The sequence below is a fragment of the Nibrella saemangeumensis genome (assembly GCF_039541915.1).
Taxonomy (GTDB): Bacteria; Bacteroidota; Bacteroidia; order Cytophagales; family Spirosomataceae; genus Nibrella; species Nibrella saemangeumensis.
The window spans coordinates 21,077-39,413 of the sequence record NZ_BAABHD010000066.1 but is presented as its reverse complement, the minus strand read 5'-3'; the positions used below and the strand labels follow the sequence as shown (position 1 = coordinate 39,413).

Annotated in this window: 18 protein-coding genes; 1 reads left to right on the top strand and 17 read right to left on the bottom strand. The window is 44.0% G+C overall.

The features are described 5' to 3' along the window. Positions 1 to 145: 145 nt before the first annotated feature. From ABD949_RS19155 to ABD949_RS19125, 7 genes are all read right to left on the bottom strand, one after another. The gene (locus ABD949_RS19155) at positions 146 to 397 is read right to left on the bottom strand and encodes a hypothetical protein (protein ID WP_345245948.1); all 252 of its coding nucleotides are present in this window, start codon (positions 395 to 397) and stop codon (positions 146 to 148) included. A gap of 130 nt (positions 398 to 527) precedes the next feature. Next, positions 528 to 1,643: a toll/interleukin-1 receptor domain-containing protein gene (locus ABD949_RS19150; RefSeq protein ID WP_345245946.1), complete on the bottom strand. Its 1,116-nt coding sequence runs from the start codon at positions 1,641 to 1,643 to the stop codon at positions 528 to 530. 20 nt (positions 1,644 to 1,663) lie between these two features. Continuing rightward, positions 1,664 to 2,341 (bottom strand): hypothetical protein, encoded by a 678-nt coding sequence (locus ABD949_RS19145; protein WP_345245944.1) that lies wholly within the window; start codon positions 2,339 to 2,341, stop codon positions 1,664 to 1,666. Between the two features lie 391 nt (positions 2,342 to 2,732). Further along, positions 2,733 to 2,951, bottom strand: a complete 219-nt coding sequence (locus ABD949_RS19140; protein WP_345245943.1) for a hypothetical protein — start codon at positions 2,949 to 2,951, stop codon at positions 2,733 to 2,735. Positions 2,952 to 3,163: 212 nt separating this feature from the next. Then, entirely contained in the window at positions 3,164 to 3,772 is a 609-nt protein-coding gene (locus ABD949_RS19135; protein ID WP_345245942.1) for a hypothetical protein, read from the bottom strand. Positions 3,773 to 3,850: 78 nt separating this feature from the next. Next, the gene (locus ABD949_RS19130) at positions 3,851 to 4,444 is read right to left on the bottom strand and encodes a hypothetical protein (protein WP_345245941.1); all 594 of its coding nucleotides are present in this window, start codon (positions 4,442 to 4,444) and stop codon (positions 3,851 to 3,853) included. A gap of 20 nt (positions 4,445 to 4,464) precedes the next feature. Continuing rightward, complete coding sequence (locus tag ABD949_RS19125) at positions 4,465 to 4,620, bottom strand: hypothetical protein (RefSeq protein ID WP_345245940.1); 156 nt, start codon at positions 4,618 to 4,620, stop codon at positions 4,465 to 4,467. Between the two features lie 106 nt (positions 4,621 to 4,726). On the opposite strand from ABD949_RS19125, the gene ABD949_RS19120 reads away from it, so the two are divergent. Beyond that, positions 4,727 to 5,518, top strand: coding sequence for a recombinase family protein (locus tag ABD949_RS19120; protein WP_345245939.1), 792 nt, complete (start codon positions 4,727 to 4,729; stop codon positions 5,516 to 5,518). Here ABD949_RS19120 and ABD949_RS19115 read toward each other — a convergent pair. From ABD949_RS19115 to ABD949_RS19070, 10 genes are all read right to left on the bottom strand, one after another. Further along, entirely contained in the window at positions 5,505 to 6,278 is a 774-nt protein-coding gene (locus tag ABD949_RS19115; protein WP_345245938.1) for an endonuclease NucS domain-containing protein, read from the bottom strand. The genes ABD949_RS19120 and ABD949_RS19115 overlap by 14 nt on opposite strands. 94 nt (positions 6,279 to 6,372) lie before the next feature. Next, positions 6,373 to 6,690 (bottom strand): hypothetical protein, encoded by a 318-nt coding sequence (locus tag ABD949_RS19110; RefSeq protein ID WP_345245937.1) that lies wholly within the window; start codon positions 6,688 to 6,690, stop codon positions 6,373 to 6,375. Between the two features lie 5 nt (positions 6,691 to 6,695). After that, complete coding sequence (locus ABD949_RS19105; RefSeq protein ID WP_345245935.1) at positions 6,696 to 7,346, bottom strand: AAA family ATPase; 651 nt, start codon at positions 7,344 to 7,346, stop codon at positions 6,696 to 6,698. A 191-nt stretch (positions 7,347 to 7,537) separates the two neighbouring features. Then, a complete protein-coding gene (locus ABD949_RS19100; protein ID WP_345245933.1) occupies positions 7,538 to 8,671 on the bottom strand; it encodes an HNH endonuclease domain-containing protein in 1,134 nt (377 codons plus the stop codon). A gap of 76 nt (positions 8,672 to 8,747) precedes the next feature. Continuing rightward, on the bottom strand, positions 8,748 to 9,827 hold the full coding sequence (locus ABD949_RS19095; protein WP_345245930.1) for a DUF6236 family protein: 1,080 nt from the start codon (positions 9,825 to 9,827) through the stop codon (positions 8,748 to 8,750). A 198-nt stretch (positions 9,828 to 10,025) separates the two neighbouring features. Beyond that, positions 10,026 to 11,903, bottom strand: a complete 1,878-nt coding sequence (locus tag ABD949_RS19090) for a DUF2075 domain-containing protein (RefSeq protein ID WP_345245928.1) — start codon at positions 11,901 to 11,903, stop codon at positions 10,026 to 10,028. After that, on the bottom strand, positions 11,875 to 13,581 hold the full coding sequence (locus ABD949_RS19085) for an AAA domain-containing protein (protein WP_345245926.1): 1,707 nt from the start codon (positions 13,579 to 13,581) through the stop codon (positions 11,875 to 11,877). The genes ABD949_RS19090 and ABD949_RS19085 overlap by 29 nt, the downstream gene beginning before the upstream one ends. A gap of 1 nt (position 13,582) precedes the next feature. Beyond that, complete coding sequence (locus ABD949_RS19080) at positions 13,583 to 15,787, bottom strand: DNA/RNA helicase domain-containing protein (protein WP_345245924.1); 2,205 nt, start codon at positions 15,785 to 15,787, stop codon at positions 13,583 to 13,585. 12 nt (positions 15,788 to 15,799) lie between these two features. Next, positions 15,800 to 16,135, bottom strand: a complete 336-nt coding sequence (locus ABD949_RS19075) for a nucleotide pyrophosphohydrolase (RefSeq protein WP_345245922.1) — start codon at positions 16,133 to 16,135, stop codon at positions 15,800 to 15,802. Positions 16,136 to 16,137: 2 nt separating this feature from the next. Beyond that, positions 16,138 to 18,108: a tetratricopeptide repeat protein gene (locus ABD949_RS19070; RefSeq protein ID WP_345245921.1), complete on the bottom strand. Its 1,971-nt coding sequence runs from the start codon at positions 18,106 to 18,108 to the stop codon at positions 16,138 to 16,140. Between the last annotated feature and the right edge of the window lie 229 nt (positions 18,109 to 18,337).

Here is an 18,337-nt window from a genome sequence, read left to right as displayed (position 1 = left end):
GTCCAGTTTGACCTGAAAGCGTTGCTGAGTTTTCCGCTGGTTCGGCCACGGAACAAGGGCAATGGCCCCAAGTGACGGATTTTGTACGAAACTGCAAAACTACCCATAGTTTTGAGCAAGCGGTAAAATGGGTAGGTAAGTTACCTTAGTTCGGTTGGTTCAAAATCTGCTTATAGTAGCTGGCCAGCAAGTACAGATGTGCCGGCACCCTACTACCGACCGGGCACCATTGCTGAACAAGTGCTTCAATCTCTTCTGGTGTACGGCCCAGTACTACCAGCCGTTTAATGTCGGTGGCCAGCTCGGGTAAGTTCGTTTCGTAGTGCTGAACTAGAATAGCCGTTACCTGCTGCTGTAGCGCATCTGAGAATTGGTCGGGGTTTGATGTGTTTTCCAATGTCGGTTTGTACGAATAGCTTCTATATACTATTCCGCAGGCTTGGCTAAACCTCGACAGAATTTCGAATAAATATTTTTCTGCCCCTCCCCTACCGCAATGCCTCCAGTTGCGCTGGCGGTGGCCAAAATTAGAATAGGTCTGGAAGACTTTGTAAAGGTATAAGACCTTCTGTCTGCGTATCTGACCGTATTACTACATCAAAGACAACCCAGCTTCTATTCAGGTTAACCGAATCCAAAAAGCCAATCTTATATGCCTTCTCTTCAAGTCGCAATGTGTCATTCTCTGAAAGTATTTTGTTAATGATTTGCTTCTCTCCTCGTGCGACATAGTCCCAATAGCCGGTTTGCGGGTTAGTAAAAGATACCAGGTTGGGCCTGATACTGACAATCGTGATTTTTTCTTGCGGCCGATTTCTTCCTTTTGATAACGTGATCCATCCGGATTGTAGCTTTAAGTTTAACTTCTTGTCATATACCGCGTAGTTACCATTTACTCTAGCTCTTATAACCCACATGGAGTCAGGGTAAGCTAAATTTGAGCATTCAAAACTTCCTTCCTTGATTGGTCCTTTATTGCTGAACACAATGATAGCGAGCAGAATACTCACTGTTAAAGCGGCCGCAACTAAACCTAAGAGTTTACGCTTATCGACTTTTTTCTTTGAGCGTTCTTCCATTAACTGCTTGATAGCAGTATTGGCCTCTTGTACGTATTTGCTGTGAGGATAAATGTCGAGGTACTGCTTATATGCTTTTTCGGAATGCTCTTTTTTTACAGCTTTCCACAACGTCTCTTCTTTGTCGGCCACTTGCAATTCCTTTAACAACTTGGCAAGAGCATCAACATAGTCAAATCTGAAATCAATATGTTGTAGTCGTCTAATCCGGATGGGTATTTTGCAATCCCTTAGCAGTACCGGTATAACGTGTTTTTCCTCATCTAGCGCATAGCCGATTTCGTTAAGTACATTATCTGACGAAACCGACTTTTCCGACAAAATAAAGATGACGCCGTTTGCTTTTTCTAGCGCTTTTTCTATCTCTATGTCCCAGGGGCGGCCGGGAGGAATGTCGAGTTGATCTATCCATACATTTACTCCAGCATTTTTTAGGTCTCTAGCCAGCTTTATTGCAAAATTAGAAGCATCATCCCGGGCATAGCTAAAAAATATAGTTTCTTCATTCATCTGATACCAATAAATTAAAATAGCAGAGATTCCTGCCAATTTAACAAATCTCATAGGAATAATAGCAAAGACCCCTACCGCAGTGCTTCCAGGTGCGCCGGCGGTGGTCCATCGCTCAGCTTCTGTGCCGGCATCTCATACCTGGCCAGCTTCTCCAGTTCGATAATCATCAGCATCATATCGATCTCCTTGTTCTGCATCGCATGTTGGGCGTTGAGCTGCGCTGTATGTTTCTCTTTGAATTGAAGCGGGGTAATGTCTTTGGCCATGTATGCCTCGGTATGAATAGACTGTATTTCCTGCTGGTGGAAGAATTCAGTCTCCAGCATTTTATACCGGGCTGCCTCTATTTGGATCTTCTTGTGATCGGCTCGGAGCTTCATTATTGTTTCGTTGTATTCCACCTGGTAGCGGTCATCTATGCTGGCCAGCTTTGCCGCAAGTACCCGCTTGTCCTGTTTCGCCTGAAATAGCTGGTACGGGTTCCAGTTTACCGAGGGTAATCCGAATACTAATCCGATACTGGGGGTATACTGCCAGATACCTTTTTGGTGGGTAATCTGAAACTCTTTCCGCTCCGCCTGCCAGCGTTGGTAATAGTAATTTTTCAGGCTGTTTTCGTAGATCTGGATGGGTTGCAGCGATAGGTCTGTTACTTTCTGCGCATTTGTACTATTATATGTTAGGGTAGCTACCCCCAGCAGCAGGAAAAAAAATGGGCGGGGGGTGCGGGGGGTGAACAAAATTATCATTTTGTGTATACGGTTCATGGCAAAATGTGTACGGTTTCGGAGGGTGTCAAAAATTGTACAGTTCAAAGAAAACCGGCGGGGTAGCGTTGGTCGTTTTTCGGGGTAGTCGGGCGGTCGCGGAGCCGCTACCTGGCTACGCTGCTCACAGCTTCTGAGCGTCAGCGCCGAGTAGCTTTTTACTGCGTCGGGTACGCTCGTCGAGGAGCGATTGCAGCGAATCAAGTAGGGTATCAGTCGCCCGGCCGTCGATGATCGGGCCGGTGTCGGTATGTTCGTAGCTGGCCAGGAATCAGAGGTAACGGTTCGTATTGTGAGCTGGTACAGGGTCGTCCCTTTGCTTGCGAAGCTGCGCGGGAACTTCGCAAGCAGCTCGCATTGGGTAGTCATCGGGTCAGGAGTCTGTACGGGCATCAAGCTCATTGGCGTCGTTCCAGTCGCGGATCATGGCTAATACCTCGGCGTCGGGCATGGCGTCAGAAAAGGCCGCAACGGTGGCCAGCACCGGCTGCGGTGCGTTGAGGATCTGAAACGTGCGGATCAGTTCCAGGATGAGCTGGTGACAGGTGCCGGCAGGAGTTTCCTCCTCAGCATAAAGTGAGTATATCTTCATGCTGTTTAGACTGCCGCAAGAGGTATTGGTAATTGGATGGAAAAAGAAAAACCCGGATTAGGTCCGGGTTTTATCACTTACGAGGTATCTGAAACCCATACTGACGTTTGTCAGTTCATTACTCATTAATCTCTATGACTGAAAGAGATAAAAAATAAAATTATGCAGCCCAATAAAGCGGGTTTTACTGCTTTATTATTATCCTAGTATTTCTAATTAGAATTTGAATTAATCTCTTTTTTGTTCATGCTACAAAGTATTTTAAGGTAAACATCTTTGGGTATGACTCCATTAGGGTTAATAACAAAGTATTTTCTACTTTGATCATAGGCGATAGGTGGTGTTTCTGAATATTTCCATTTTATAAGATTGCCACCAAAAATATCTCCATATTTAGTAGATAAGGAGTTTTTTTCTTCGCAAGTTATACCATAGTCGTAAGACTCTGCATATAAACGTTTAACCGCTTTAACTCGTCTAGAGCCTTTTTTGTATTTCTCATTTTCGCCTTTTTTAGAAGCTTTTCTTTTGCTGCCATTTTTTTTGTTATTTACTACTCTATCAAAGAGTGTTTTAACATCAGCCTTAAGACTGTCTTTTTCGGCCATAAGAGCTTTAATAAATTGATCTCTCGTCAGGAGATTAAGTGTCGCTATTTTAAATAATATTCCACGGGTTACGTTAGTAACGTAATCTTTTTCTGCTGAATTGCCAACGTCTTGAAACTTTTCACTTATAAGCAATTCTTTTTCACTATAAGTAAGATTACGAATAGACCAAGCAAAGTTTATTAGATCTGTCAATGTGAGTTTATTTTCCATAAAAAAGTTGATTAATCAATAAAGTGATTTACACGTAGTGGAGTTACCTTAGGAAGGTAACTCCACATTGCTTTTCAATTATAGTGCAAGCTTAGATTCAAGAGATTTAGAAATGCGACAAACTTTTGATTTAGAAAGTCTTAACTCAGTCGCTATTTCATTCCCTTTGTAGCCTAGGTACCATAGCGCTGCTACTGAAATTTCATCAGGAGTTAATTTGTAACTGATTAAAATATCAGTTAATTTTTTAACTCTTTCTGTAATTGTACCTTCACTTAAAAAACATTCAATCTCCGTATGCAGCTGCGGATAAAAATCTTCAAACAAAAATGATTCATTATCCTCTGCATCTATCCGTAAATCAATATCGATAGAATTTCTTCTAGAAATACATCTACGGACAAATTTCCTTCCTCTCAATTCGTTGTTGATGATTTTAAAGATGTAGGCTTTCGGGTTTCTTACAGTTTCACCAAGAACGATTTTTTCGAAGTACAGTTTAATCGCATCCATAGTTATATCATATGCCAATTGCTCTGAATCACCTTCAGCCCAAATATTTTCATGCAAGATTTTTCCAAGCACAAAGAGCCGAGTAGTGTAGATGAATTCGTCCCAGTTCAACGTCACATTCTCAGATGCTTCGTTGTTTTCTTTACAAACTTTACCCATAGTTTTTCATCCTCCTTCTTCTAAAATTTATAAATACTGTAAAGCGCTACTGCTGTGAAGCAAATAATGAAAAGTGCAATTTCGCTATTTACGACTACGTCAATTGTTACGTTCTTAGCACGATCTACTACTACTTTTACTGTACTTTTTACTTTTTCTTTGATGTTCTTTTCCATGGCTATTAACTTTTATTTTTTTTAGTTTGTTTGATTTGTTTGTGTACCCCTCTATTCATATGAGCTTTTAGACTCCAAATAATTTCACTACTCTTCAAAAATATTTATGGCCTCTCTAGAGCTTTTCTATGGTAATTTACAAGGCCATAACGAACGTTATGACTTTGTAAAAACGCCGTGGAACACTATCTTAGCTCTCATGGAGCAGCAATACGTCGTTTACTACCGAGTGTCAACCAAACGTCAGGGTGATAGTGGTCTGGGTCTGGAATCACAGAGAGCTTATGTTAATCACTTCTACCAGGGCAAGCATATCATTGCCGAGTTTACAGATGTCCGTAGCGGCAAGACCATTCACAAACGGCCTCAGCTCCAGCAGGCACTGGCGCTCTGTCGGCAGGAATACGCCACGCTCGTGGTGGCCAAGATCGACCGGCTGAGTCGGGATACGGAGCAGGCCCTTTGGATCTATCGGCAGTTAGATGGTCGGCTGGAATCCTGCGACATTCCCCACCTGGACAAATTCAGTCTTACCTTGTTTATGGCCATCGCCGATCGGGAGCGGGAACTGATCAGCATCCGGACCCGTCAGGCGTTGGAGCAGAAGGTGAAGCAGGTCGGTGAGTGGCGGATGAAAGGCAAGAATGAGAAAAAGACCGCAGCGGCTGCGGTCGGGGCTCAGCTCAGCCGGGAACTGGCCAACGAAAACGAGAACAATCGTCGGGCGGCCGTGGTGATCCGCAATAGTCGAGAAATAGGTAAGTCCTGGTCGACTATTGCAGCCGAGTTGAACGCCCACGGCTTCAGAACCGCAAAGGGGGCCAACTTCCAGGCTGTTCAGGTACAGCGGATCTATCGACGGTATGAGGTTCAAGAAGATAATCTTATTGTAAAGTAGTTTTAGGATTCAATTCTTTTTTACTGAGGGAAACGGCAAGCTGGTACTCGAACAGTTCGACATTAGACACGCCTGAACAAGCCAGCTGTAAATCTTCAGAAATTTCCCGAGCTATAATAATGCCACGTACTTCTTGTTGAGGATCAGCATGATGGTTTTTAATCCATCCCATATATCGGAGCAGTTGACCCACTACTCGATCATACCCTCTTGAGACCTTGAGTTCAATAACAACATAATTATTGTTGGCATCTACGGCTAAAATATCAATTTTGCGCCCACCTACCGGGAATTCGCGCCCTGTTATTCCCTCCTCTTCATAGAGCCTAAGGTTAGGTTCTATACGATGTAGGTTTTTGGCTAAGTAGTTCTGTAAATCTCTCTCGTAGGCGAACTCTCCACTTAGTGAATCTGTTAGGCTACTTTCATTCTCCTCAACCTCTGGTTCTGAGTCATCTGGACCTGTTTTATCATAAATTGGAGTCGGATCATTAGCCGGATCATAGAGCCGGAACCGACCACTATCAATTTGGTAAAAGAGATCATCCTGGCTCGGCTTTACGCTGTAATGTATTCTGCTCCTGGCGTTTGTTGAGAGCTTGATGAGGTGAGCCGTAATTGAACCTTCTTTGATTAAAGGATAATGCGCGTGAAACCAGGCAACAACCTGTTGTCTTGTGATTGTCTGACCTTGCTCCAAATTAAGTTCAGAAACCATATCTCGCATCAGTAGACGAATCGATTTTTTATATATAGGCATAAAGCTTTGAAGCAGTGTTTTTTATAAATATTTATTGCACCTAATTTTACACCTAAACATAGGTTGTATAATAGGTGTGTATAAGAGTGTTGTTTTAGGTGCTCTTATACTTCTTCTTCTCCCGTTCAATCTTCTCCTCTATGGCTTCCAAAATCCAATCTTGGAGCGAGATACCCAGCTTGGGGCTGGTCGGTTTGCGGGGTCGTTTAGCGCGCAACTGGTCTATCTGAGTGAGCTGGCTCGACAGTATTTTTACGTTGAAGTTCTTAATCTTGTCCGGCTCCGGTTCTGCTTTCGATACCGTGGAGCTACCCCGGCTGATTATCGCTTCAATTTTCTTTTCATCAACGGATTTAGGCTGCTCCGGCTGCACCGCAGCGGCTTTCTTTTTGGGTGGTGGTGAAATGGCCATAGCGATTACTTCTTAATACCTGTAATATTCTGGAATAACACGTCTACCTCGTGAATGGCTTTCTCGTCAGCGGGTGTCATCTCAAAAACTGATAGCCCTTTGCTGGCGGCCGTAGCAAATGCCTTTCGATTGATTACCGAAAAGTCGATAAAGTTCAGCTCCGCATTCTCGCGCAAAACTTCCATTGCTTCGCTGTTGTCCTGGCCACGGGTATCGGCTTTGTTCAGGAACGAATATACCTGCAGCGGAGTAGCCCGGCCTTCCTGGATCTCACTAAGCAGAGCCTGTACTTTGGAAAGGGTCCAGATCTCATAACTGCGCGGAGCGAAGGGAATCAGATAAACGTCGGAAACAAAGAGGGCGGCCCGCTGACTGGTTGTGTCGCGGCCTCCGGTATCGATGACGATATGGTCGTACTTGGGCCTCATTTGCTCAACCTGCCTCCGGAGTGTACTGCCATTGAGCTGAACGAGCGTATAGCCCAGTTCTCCTTTTTTTGTTTCTTCGCGCCAGGCTGTAAAGTCGCTGGCACTTTCCTGTTCATCGGCATCGACGAGCAGCACGTCTGCGCCTTGCTGAGAAAGCCAGATAGAAAGGTTCGTTGAGATGGTTGTTTTGCCGGTACCGCCTTTGATGCCACCAACCGTAAAGATCATAGTTTGGGTGTAAGTTAAGGTGTGATTTTGTGTGCAATATAACACCTTTTTTTAGGTGTAAAAACAAACCTTGATTATAATGAACTTTACGTTCTTAAAACGGCTTGTATGTTGCTTTAACGGCCAATTATCGGGTCGGAAGGTTGCTTCCAGTGCAGAACCCAATTAGCTGGGATTCGTGCTGTTCGGACCTACTCTAACAATTGTGAGCCACCAACCTTGTATTCAAACGGATACGGAAAACCCAAATTCCGGGCGACCTGAAGCTGTGGCAGCAATTGGCCTCTAAGCTGCGAAACAAAACTATCTGTCTCTAATTGCGCTACGTCTTCCAGGCTGTTGGCAAACAGAGCGCTATAATCTTCCAGTAGTCGTTCTTGGCTTTGCGCATAGTGGTAGTGGAACACCTGATACTGTATGTTGGCAAACGCATCCATGTATAGTTCGGTCGAGGGTAGCCAGTCGCTTTTGGATGAGTTTACAGACTTCGGGGTGGGTATGATGTTCCAGAGTTGATCGTGGGCCACAAACGACCAGGGCAGGAAATGATCGAGGCTGAAGTTCTGCCGGGTTACCTGCTGACCGGAATAGATACACCTCAACTCGGGTGTACCTTTCAGATAGGTCTGCCAAAAGTCGGTTGCCAGTTTCAGATTACGCTGGACTGGTCTTTCCAGCTTTTCGGATAAGCCGATAACATTCGGATTGTTCTTCTGAAGGAACTTTACCAAATGCCAGTTGATGAATCCGCGCAATATGGTCTGATGCCGGAGGAAGTAATCAACCCACAGCGGGTTTAATTCGATGGCGTTGTTTATAAAGCGGTAGAGTGTCCGTCGAGGATCAAGGGTAAACCGCTCGTTGCTGAGGATAACAAGTTGATGGTTTATCTGGTGATCAGCAATACCCCGCAGCTCCTCCGCAAAAAACGGCCTGACAAAGCGGTAGGGTACCCAGCGCAGAAGGACTCTGGTGACCTCTGCTTTTAGCGTTTTTTGATCCTCTGCGGATAGTTTGGTACGTATTTGCTCGAACAGTCCCGGTGCGGTTGGGCCGTTGTCCACGGTCATGCGCTGACTGACAAAGTGGGCAATATGTTTGAAACTGTCCTGCCGGCCGAAGGATAGACGAAAATAGTCAAGCGGATACCAAACCTGAGCCACCATACGCAGGGCGAGGTCATCCAGTGCGATAAGGCTGCTCCCGTTCTCCTTCAGGTGGTTCAGAATGGCCAGGAACCAATAGAACTTATACGAATTTGTGGTATCTGTAAAAACAGACGAAAGGCGGTCAACCGGCAATTCGTTACTTTCGGGAAGTAGCATCTGGTTACAGGCTGATTTGGTCACAACTTTGCAGATTAGCCTTATATAAGTAAGACAAATGTAAAATGCATCATTTTTAGCTTATAATAGTGTAGGCTAATTCTTGACATCCTAGTTTAGGTGTATCTAACTGTATAGCAGAAACTTCAGACTTAATTAATCTCACAGCTCTTACTTTTGTGCCGCCACTATGAAAAACAAAGTTTCCATTAATATTTTTAATTTTTTCAAAGGCAGGTAAGTTCGGCGATCTATCCATATTTAAACTTATCTTCCAAGATGTTGGCTTTATGTTTATATCTTCTCTTTTTAAGAACTTGTTTATATTTTTCAAATTAGATAAAAGCTCTAATTCAAAATCGAGAAGTATTTCTGCAACTCCTCCCTCCTGGAGATCATTCGCTAAGGAGAAAGAAAACTCTTTGATATTTTTCTGAAGGTTTATTAGTACTTCTTGGTACTTATCTTTAAATGATAGAATTGATTCAATAGGTGTATTCGCTTGGGGAACAGGTAAACATTTCTCGATATGGAGGTCTACTGTTTCTAACTTCTTAGTTGAGTGTTTAAATATAACGTCCTGAAATTCAGATGAGTATGTAGATGGGACTACCTGTTTGCCTTTTATTTTAAAATCCTCTCTTACTAATCTGGCCAAAAACCAAATGAACTTATCTATTGCCTTACTAAAATCCGTCTTACTAATAAAGCTTGAGAGCTTACTATTACTTCTGTTGTAAATGAAGTCTATAAGTTTTCCTTCATAAAAAGGTAAATATTCCTCGATCTCAAGGTTACTCAAAGCGAACTCGTTGAAGATTTTAAGAAGAATTTTATTTTGTACTTCTTGCGGGAATAGTTTTGTGAACTGCTTAAACTCTTTAGCGTAACTTTTAACGGTTACATCAGTTAAGTAGTCTTCCGCAATAATTGGAGAAAAAAGGGCATTCTTGTACAAGACTCTTAAATCTCTTATACGTTTATAATAACTTTTTAGAAGGGAGTTGCTGTCGTTAATAGGCTCTTCTTCAAAAAGTTTTTCTAAGTAGTCTTTATTGGGAAAAATAGACATCACTTCATCATGGTATAAAACGGAAGCTTTAATCCATTCTGAAGGGGGTAAAAAACCGGGATAGTAAACGGCGCAATTTTTCATGATATGATTTCCCGCTGAACTGTCCGAGTAGTTTATTTACTGCCGTGCGGGGGAGAGGCTGACCTGAGCTTTATGAGCCGATCGTCTGATCTTACAAACCTAATCATTACCCATCTTAATCTTGTTGATACGCTAAGGTTAAATCAGCCTCATTTTGAAGGCTTTTGCAAGGGGGCTGTTATTCAGTCTGATACGCATCTATTTTTCCGTTCGGGACCTGAAATATTGTTCCGTCTCCTTATCCTCAAAGTAGACGTAACACCCTTTCATGCCACGGGTTAGCAGCACCTTATAAGTATTTCGAACAAATGACAGAAAGTGTTCTCGATCTCTTTTCACCGTCTTATCCTGCGAGAAGTGAGGCTGGCCAATCCAACTCTGTTGCTCAAAGCTGTATTTGAGATCTTTGCCAAAGATGACTCCTACATAATCAAACTCGAATCCTTGGGCTGTATATACACACCCAACTTGGTTAATGCCATTTGTTTCATATGCCCATAAGGAGGCTTTGGGTACATTATCCGCTAAGAAATTCGCTGAGTGATGCGCGTTCCAGGGACGTTTATACTCGCCGATTTGGATGTCTGCCGTTAATCGACCCTGATCGTCTGGCTTCGACCAGGGCCAGCAAAATCCTGCCGTCATTCGGGCTGAAAAACCCTCAATGACTTTAAAGCGTATCCGGGCATCCAACTCTTCAGGGGTAGCGAAAATCTGAAAGTCGAATGTTTCCAAGTCGGAGGTTTTCCAGATAATATTTGCCGTTCTCCTTATCTCCAGTGTGTTATCCACCCAATTAACGAAACCATTTGATCCGTTACAGCGGAACTGCGACTCGAGTTCGTATTCAAATACTTCTACGTTTTTAGATTGAGCGTATTCCCGCACATATTCAATCGAACCAATTTCGCCAGGGCGCACGATCTGATTATCATCAATGAAGTAGACACTCACTCTGGCTGCTTTGAGAAGCTCATATAACTGCGGGCGATTCGATTTTTTATCTTTTGGGGTCCTAAAACTGTTGCTTGTTGCCCGTATCCGGTGGGCTTCATCGCAGATTATGATGTCTAAAGCGTCCTGGTCTAAATCCCCGTAGTTGTTAAAATATTTGAATACAGTTTTTGACTTATTCCCAAATATGGACCATAAAGTTTCTGTGAAGGCCTTTGATCCTGTTGCGTAATGCGCCTTCTTTCCGGCTCGGAGCAGTTCGCTTAAGAGATGTAGAGCAATGACAGACTTTCCGGTCCCCGGACCGCCTTTCACGATAATAGCTGCCTTACGGTCCCGTGTTGCGGCCTGCTGCACCAGGGATCTAATCTTATCATATACTATTAACTGCTCATCCAGCAGGGTGTAAGGAGACTTCTGGCGCAGGATACCACCTACTTCAACAAACAGCTTTTTGGAAGGGCTGTAACTACCTGCAGCAATTTTTTCTAGTATTGGTAAGCCATCTCCCTTCTTCAGTTTCTCAATCAGGAATGCTTCTAGGGTATGCTCCTCTGCTTTTGTAAATACCGGAAAGGTATGATTCAGATCGTCAAATTTGTTATCCAGTAAAGGATCTTGCGGGTGATATTCATAATTGTGTAAATAGGCGCAGGCATGCAGTTTGATGGGCGTAGCCGTATTGGTAAATGCGGAATGGACATCCGCCAGGTAGTTTCGGTACTGTCCGACCTGGGCGGCTGGATGAAGTACCTCACGCTGCTCTCCTCCTAACCAGGTTATCACTTCATTGGCACCCGCAGCCGTAGTAGTGGTTTGCCATTGTTTCAGTTCTATTATGACAGCGTTATCCTGGTCCTGCTCGTCTTTTCCACAAATAAGACAATCCAGACGTTTAGCCGTGAGCGGTAGCTGGTATTCAAGCAAAACCCCGTGATCGTACAATTGGGCACGATCAACTATTTTACTGATGGCTTGCAAGGAGTTATACCAACTCAGAACTTCAGCTGGCTGAGGTTCCTGTCGAAAATTTTCAAAGAATGCCTTTTTGAGCTTGGTCGTAATTTGGTTACGTGCGTTGTCCTGTAAAAAGTCACGCGAGGTCCCCTGATATAAGCGCATAGCGAGTTAAGGTATCGGTGGGACCAAATACTACTACTTTTCGTTTAGCACGGCTTAAAGCTACATTCAACCGATTTGGAGATAAAAGAAAATGGCTCATCTGGTCAAAAAAGGCTGGATCGGTGGTGGCCAACGAAACGATTGCTACTTCGACACTTGCTCCCTGCAGGCGCTCTACCGTATCTACTACAGGTATACTGTCGGCTGGTACCAGATTTACCAAGGCTTTACGAATCGCTAATGCCTGCCTCCGGAAAGGAGTAACTATAGCAATGTCTTTTTTTGTGAGCCCTGTCTGTAGAAAAAAGGAGGTAAGTTCGGCTATTTTAAGGGCTTCCGGCTCGTTAAGCTGTGTACACGGTTCTTGCGCCAGCCGGTTATCGAAGAAGGTTAGTGCCGGATGAGGTGTCAGAACATTCCGAATATCATCTGGAATACCCATTGGTAAGGCTCTCTCAAAATACCGGTTTGCCGCTGATGTAGCAGGCTTTAAAAAAGTCTGCTTTTGGGCATTTGGGTAATAACGAGATCCGATGTAGTCGCAAAGTTCCGTATTGAGCCGGTAGGTTACGTCAAGGGCATCAACCTGGTCGGGAAACATTGACCGGAACTGCTGGAAAACCGATTTGGATAAAGGATGGTGTTCTAACCGTTCGTGGTATATCGGTGGAAGCTGGGCATCATCTCCAAAGAAAATAGTCGACCCTGCGCCAAACAGGCCAACTAAAGCCCCAAAGGAAAAGGGGAGTTGGCCGGCCTCATCCATTAAAATAACATTGGGGGAAAGAGAACTGGCTCGTAATCCCAAATGAATGACAGCAGAATAAAAGGTCATACCTACAATACAGGGCCATTTAATCTGGTTCCCCTTCAACTTTTTGTTGAACTGGAAATAACTCATTCGCTCAATGGAGTCAGGAAGACCGGATGATTTTATCTCTTCCCCAATTTTGATAAGGCGGATAGCCTCATTCAATTCCCGGATGGTTGCCAGACAATTGTTTACGGCCTGGTGCGTAGGGGCCAACACAACCACCCGCTTCGATTTAGCGGTTAAAATATCTGCAATAAGAGCTAGTACAAACGACTTTCCAGTACCGGGAGGGCCTTGAATGGCATATACTGATGGCAGTTTAAGGGCTTTTAGTACGTACTTTTCCTGATTTTCGGATAGGTTGAGCTGATATTTTCGTAACAGTTCTATACTCTCTTCGTCGCAAATAGCGCCAAAGAGAGATCTCGGTCGGGGAGGTCGGAGTCCTGAAAGCGTCTCAAATATGGTCCATCCGGGTCCTCCTTCCTCCAGCGTTTTGAGAGCTTCAATCATAGGGTTTAGCAGTTGGACTGCCTCTGCCCGAATGGATAGGAGAACATCTTTGGGAATAGTTACCTTCTCATGAAGCAGAATGGTGATTTCCGAAAAGAAATTTTCCAGTACTGTGGCTACGTACCGTTTCTTCCCTACCTGAAGAGTTACCTTATCGCCTGGCCGGAATCGGGAATTGTTTATATCGGCTAATAATATAAGTTCATTCCCCTTCTGCTGATCCAGTTGCAGATTCTCAATCAATACCCCTTTTTCGACCAGAACTTCAGTAGGAAGCGTATCGAGCAGTGCGATATCCTCCTCAAGAAATTCCTTTTCCTGAGTAAGGTACTCTAACAATTCCTGCTTCATGCTAGGGTTCAGAAAGGATAGATTTAATGTAGTCCCTGGTTTCGTTGTCGTGAATGTAAAGGTATATGCCTTTTAAAGCTCGGGTAAGCAGGATTCTATACCCTTTGATTACTTTGTCGAGCAGTTGCAGTTCGCCTTGGGATAGCTCCACCTGCTTCGCTTTTTTTCGCTTTTTAAGCCCTTCTTTGGCTGCCGCCAATGTACTTGAGATAGCCGTTTCTTTTACATGTTCGATTTGTACTAGCCATTTACCATTTCGCCATACCAGATCTTCGAGCCACAATAGTCCCAGGTAATCGTAATCAAAACCGCGCACAACGTAAGGGCATCCAATTTCACAAAGGGGATCTTCATGCATGTCACTCCCCTCAGGGGCCTGGATGAATAAGCTGTAGTCATCCGATGGAGCATAATTCCAAGGCTTGGCGAAGGTGATCCGCTGGCCCTGGTAGTCGTAGGAGAAATAAAAGTCTTTCTGAGTTTCTTCCGCTTCATGCGGGTTACTCATTGCCTTTGTTTTCCATTCTTTGGAATAGCTCGAAATCAACCTACAACTCAACCCCTCTTCCAGATAGGGACGTAGGCATAGATCTAACTCATGAGGGTGATCAACTACTTCGACATGAAACGCCCCTGATGGGTTTTCATCCGACTTGCACCAGCTCGTATCTAATTGCCGGGCTGGTTTACCGGCAAACAGATCTTCAATAAACTGGACGTACTCTCGGGACCCACCGCATCTAAATTGATGACCGTCGAGGCTAATATGATTTACCGTTGCCCCTAACCGGTAAGCAAAATCTTTAATATTGTCGATTGTAGTCGTCTCGTTATCCCGGTAGGATTGCTTGCCGTCGGTGAAAAAAATACTGATTTGCGAAGAACGGATGATGTGATAAGCCTGCGGACCAGCCTGCACACACCAGCCGGAAGCGAATCCTATGCTGTGCCCTTCCGTATTGATCAAAGCATGGGCTTCATCAACAATTGCAAGAAAATGTAGGTTATCGGGTGACCTGTCCGGATATTTATTATCGAAGTAAATCTTCAGGTTTTCGGGCCAGGTTTGTACCTCCATGGCATGACCCAAGTCCCTTAACTTTGACACTTTATCGCCACTTAAACCTGGGTTGAATTGATTGGAAGGCAGAATAAAGGCTTTGGCGGAATACTCCTTACTAAGTTTGGAGAATGTCTTCTGCCAATTGCTTTTCTGGGAGCTTGACGTAGATACAAAAACGATGTTGTCGGTTGTACTACCAGGTTTAAGTTTCTTTTTTGCCTTTATAGTTTTATCCGGTTCTACAAAATGGAGTACGGATTCGATCCACAAATTAGCGGCTAATGCCGATTTACCGGATCCGGGAGGACCTTCTACGATGATGACCTGCTTAGCCTCCTTTTTTTGCTCATAAACCTGTTTAAGCATACCAAAGATCAGGTTAAAGCCCCGACGCTGCTCATCCAGGAGTTCGAAAGGGGTACGCGTTTCTGCCAGGGTTTTTTTAAGGCTGCCGGCTACCTGGTGCAGAATATTGCGATTCTGTTCATAGTACCCCTTTTCAAAGTTAACCGCGAAATCGTGATCGCTCTCCGAAATGTGATCCAGGATATAGTCGGCTAATTTTGAACCTGTGCCGGCTGTTGTGGTAGCAAATACAGGATACTCTGTAGCCAATTGCTGATTCGGCTCTTCATAATATGGAGCGGTATAATCTGTCCTGGTAAAGTAAACACAGCCTTTTACCTGAGCTTCATACGTTTGAACGGTCGAATGGAAACGCTGGCAGTATAAAGTATACCCTTTTACCTGATCGGACGGATGATGCCACTGCTGGCCCTTATGGGTAATCAGCCCTTCACTTAAGCCGGCTTCATCCGTGGTTGTATCCCAATCCTTTAGTTCGATGATGAGAACACTGGATTTATTTTCTTTATTCTTTCCCAGCAATACTACGTCACACCAGGCAGATGCTGCCGGCAGACGATATTCTAAACTGATATGACCCAAGTAGAGATGGGCCTTAGATATACCTGGATTTTGTTTCTGAGCCTGATTAAGTACGATGGACAGGGAAGGGAGAGAACGTTGCCAGGCCTCTCTTTCTGCGGGAGTAGAACGTCCGCTTACCTCGACTAAATGATCTATGAGGCCGTTCATGTCCTCCTGGACACTATCGACAAAGTCATTTACGGATAAAATCATCGGTGGGTGTGGTTAAAAGTCTGTATACTTTTTAGCGTTTCCTTTGGCTTTATCTATTGGGTACTTCTTTTCATTAATGGCTATTTTCTCCAGCAATGCTGTTTCCAAGTCGATATCGTGGTTGTTGGCTATCAATAAGCAATACGATAACACATCGGCTAATTCATGCTTCAACTTGTCGGGGTCTACCTCTTCGGATTTTTTCCATAAAAACAACTCACTAACTTCTGAAGCTTCAATCGACAGCGCTAAAGCCAGATCCTTTGAATTATGAAATTGCTGCCAGTCCCGGGCATCTCGAAACCGGATCAGTTCTTCGATCAGAATCTGTAGCTGCTTCTTTTCCAACGTTACTGCATGGTTTGTGCTATCGTATATTCCTCATCAAACGGTAATTGTAATTGTGGCAGCATTTCCGGCATGGCTAACGCCCAACTGACGTAATAATAAGCCAGCAGGTGGTAGCCTGTGAAGGTCTTATCGGGAATGTTGTTCAGCTTATAGCCTTTCTTGTCCGGACTGATTCCCTGCGTGCCCAGCATGGCAATTTCAAAAGCAGTCGCTTTTACCTGGTCAGGTGCCAGTGGCTTAAAGTATCGCAAGGCATCGACCATGTACATGACCACAGCCATATTTACACCTTGCTCTGCTGCACGCTTTTGAAAGGTTTCCATCTCCCTTTCTTTGCTGGAGTCCTTTGTCTCTATGTCGAAAGGATCTTCTTCAATAGAGCGCAGGAGGCTATCTACATCGGTTCTTTTAGAACGATATGCCTTTTCGTCGATTAACTCAAAATAGTCATTTAACCGCAGGTCCTCTGCCCAGTGCTGAACCAACTCATACTCCTCAGCCGGCTGACGATCCTGCCGATATTCCTTATACTCCTCATAGAAGCGCTGCGCCGTTTTAAGCTCCGTGGACAACGCGTTAAATTGTTTCAACAAATCCACGCCATACAGCTCTTTTAGCTGGATTGCATTGACCAGGTTGTACACCTTGCTGTCACTTAAAATCTTTTGTGGCGACAACTCAGCGGCTCGTTTATCGGTAACGGCTTTTAACCCTTCCTGCACTAGATTATACAAGGAGAGGAACTGGAAAGGTCTCAAAGACTCATGTTGGTTATAGAGAAAATCTTCGATGAATAGGTCTATGGGTGCGTTAAACACCTGACGATTTATTCCATCGAACAGAGCACTGCAGTAATTCGCTATGCTCTCCTCGGGATATCCCTTTTTGTTTAGCCGCTTGATTGTATCGTGTATATTCCTGAAAAAACGCTCTTTAAACGACTGATTCGAAACGAATAACTTATTGATGTCTGCCTGACGAGCTTGGATGACAAAGTCTAAGTGCACCAGTTCATGCATCATCAGATGCTCTACAGCCGGGTAACCGGGCTTATACCGGATGGTGTGATAGGGTAAGTTGTAATTCTCCGCTATTTCGAGCTTAGCTGCCGTTGGTATTGATGGGTCAACGACGGAGCGGATAGGTACTCCTCCTGCTTCTTCTAATTGCTCCTTGAAGGTTTCAAAAATTTGATTACCAATTTCTTGTTGGCTTAGCTGCCTAGCCAGATTCATGGCCATACTAAGCGTAGCTTGATAGATTGGGTCTCGAAGTGACGATTTTTTTAAGGCCTCAATGGCTCTGGAAAACGCCGTTTGATGATTGCCTTGAATTTGCGCAGCCATGGCCAGGCCATAAACGGTATTGCTGTAATCAGGATTAATAGAATAGGCTTTTTGAAAATATCCAACTCCAGCGTCAACCTTACCTTGCTGTATCAGAGTAGCTCCTATATTATTTATGGCTAGGTTGTCAGTAGGGTTGATTTTTATAGCCTGATCATAATATCGGACAGCGGTCTCTATATCATCTTTTTGACGGGCAAAAATGTTACCCATCATAATCAATGCATAGTTGTTCTTAGGGTTCCAGCGGAGAGCATCTATCAGATGGTCGATGGCTCCATCAGGATCTCCATCTTCTGACAAGATCTGGCCATAGATCCGATGATACTCTGAATTAGTGGGATTGGTGTCCAGCAAGCCTGTCAAAAGCTTCTTTGCTTCTGTATAGTTTTTTCGCTCACATAGGGCTATAACTTTGTCGAACTCCCGCTTTTGTGTTATAGTCTTGTCTATAGGAATTTCAATTATTATAGCATCATTTTCTATGCGAACATTGGGCTGATAGACTGAGAATGAGTAATATTTCTTTAACTCTTCAATTAGGACTTCTAAGCTGTTACCAGCTTTTTTGGCTTCAGGAAAGATGTCGAATAGAAAATCGTCTATCGGCAGTACTATAGTCATTATGGGAAAGTTGATAGATTAAAGGGACAAAGATAACCTTTCTTTAAGTGGTTGACCGTAAAACCCCCACTGATTTAAGGACTGTACAATTTACAGGGGTCAGAACCCGGCTCTCAGAGTATAGGCACCGGGTTCTGGTGGCTGTGTTTAGTTGATTGTATAAGATAATCCGCCGACTTTCCGGAAGTGGAATCCTGAACTTCCACCAATGTCTATTAGAAACTAATCG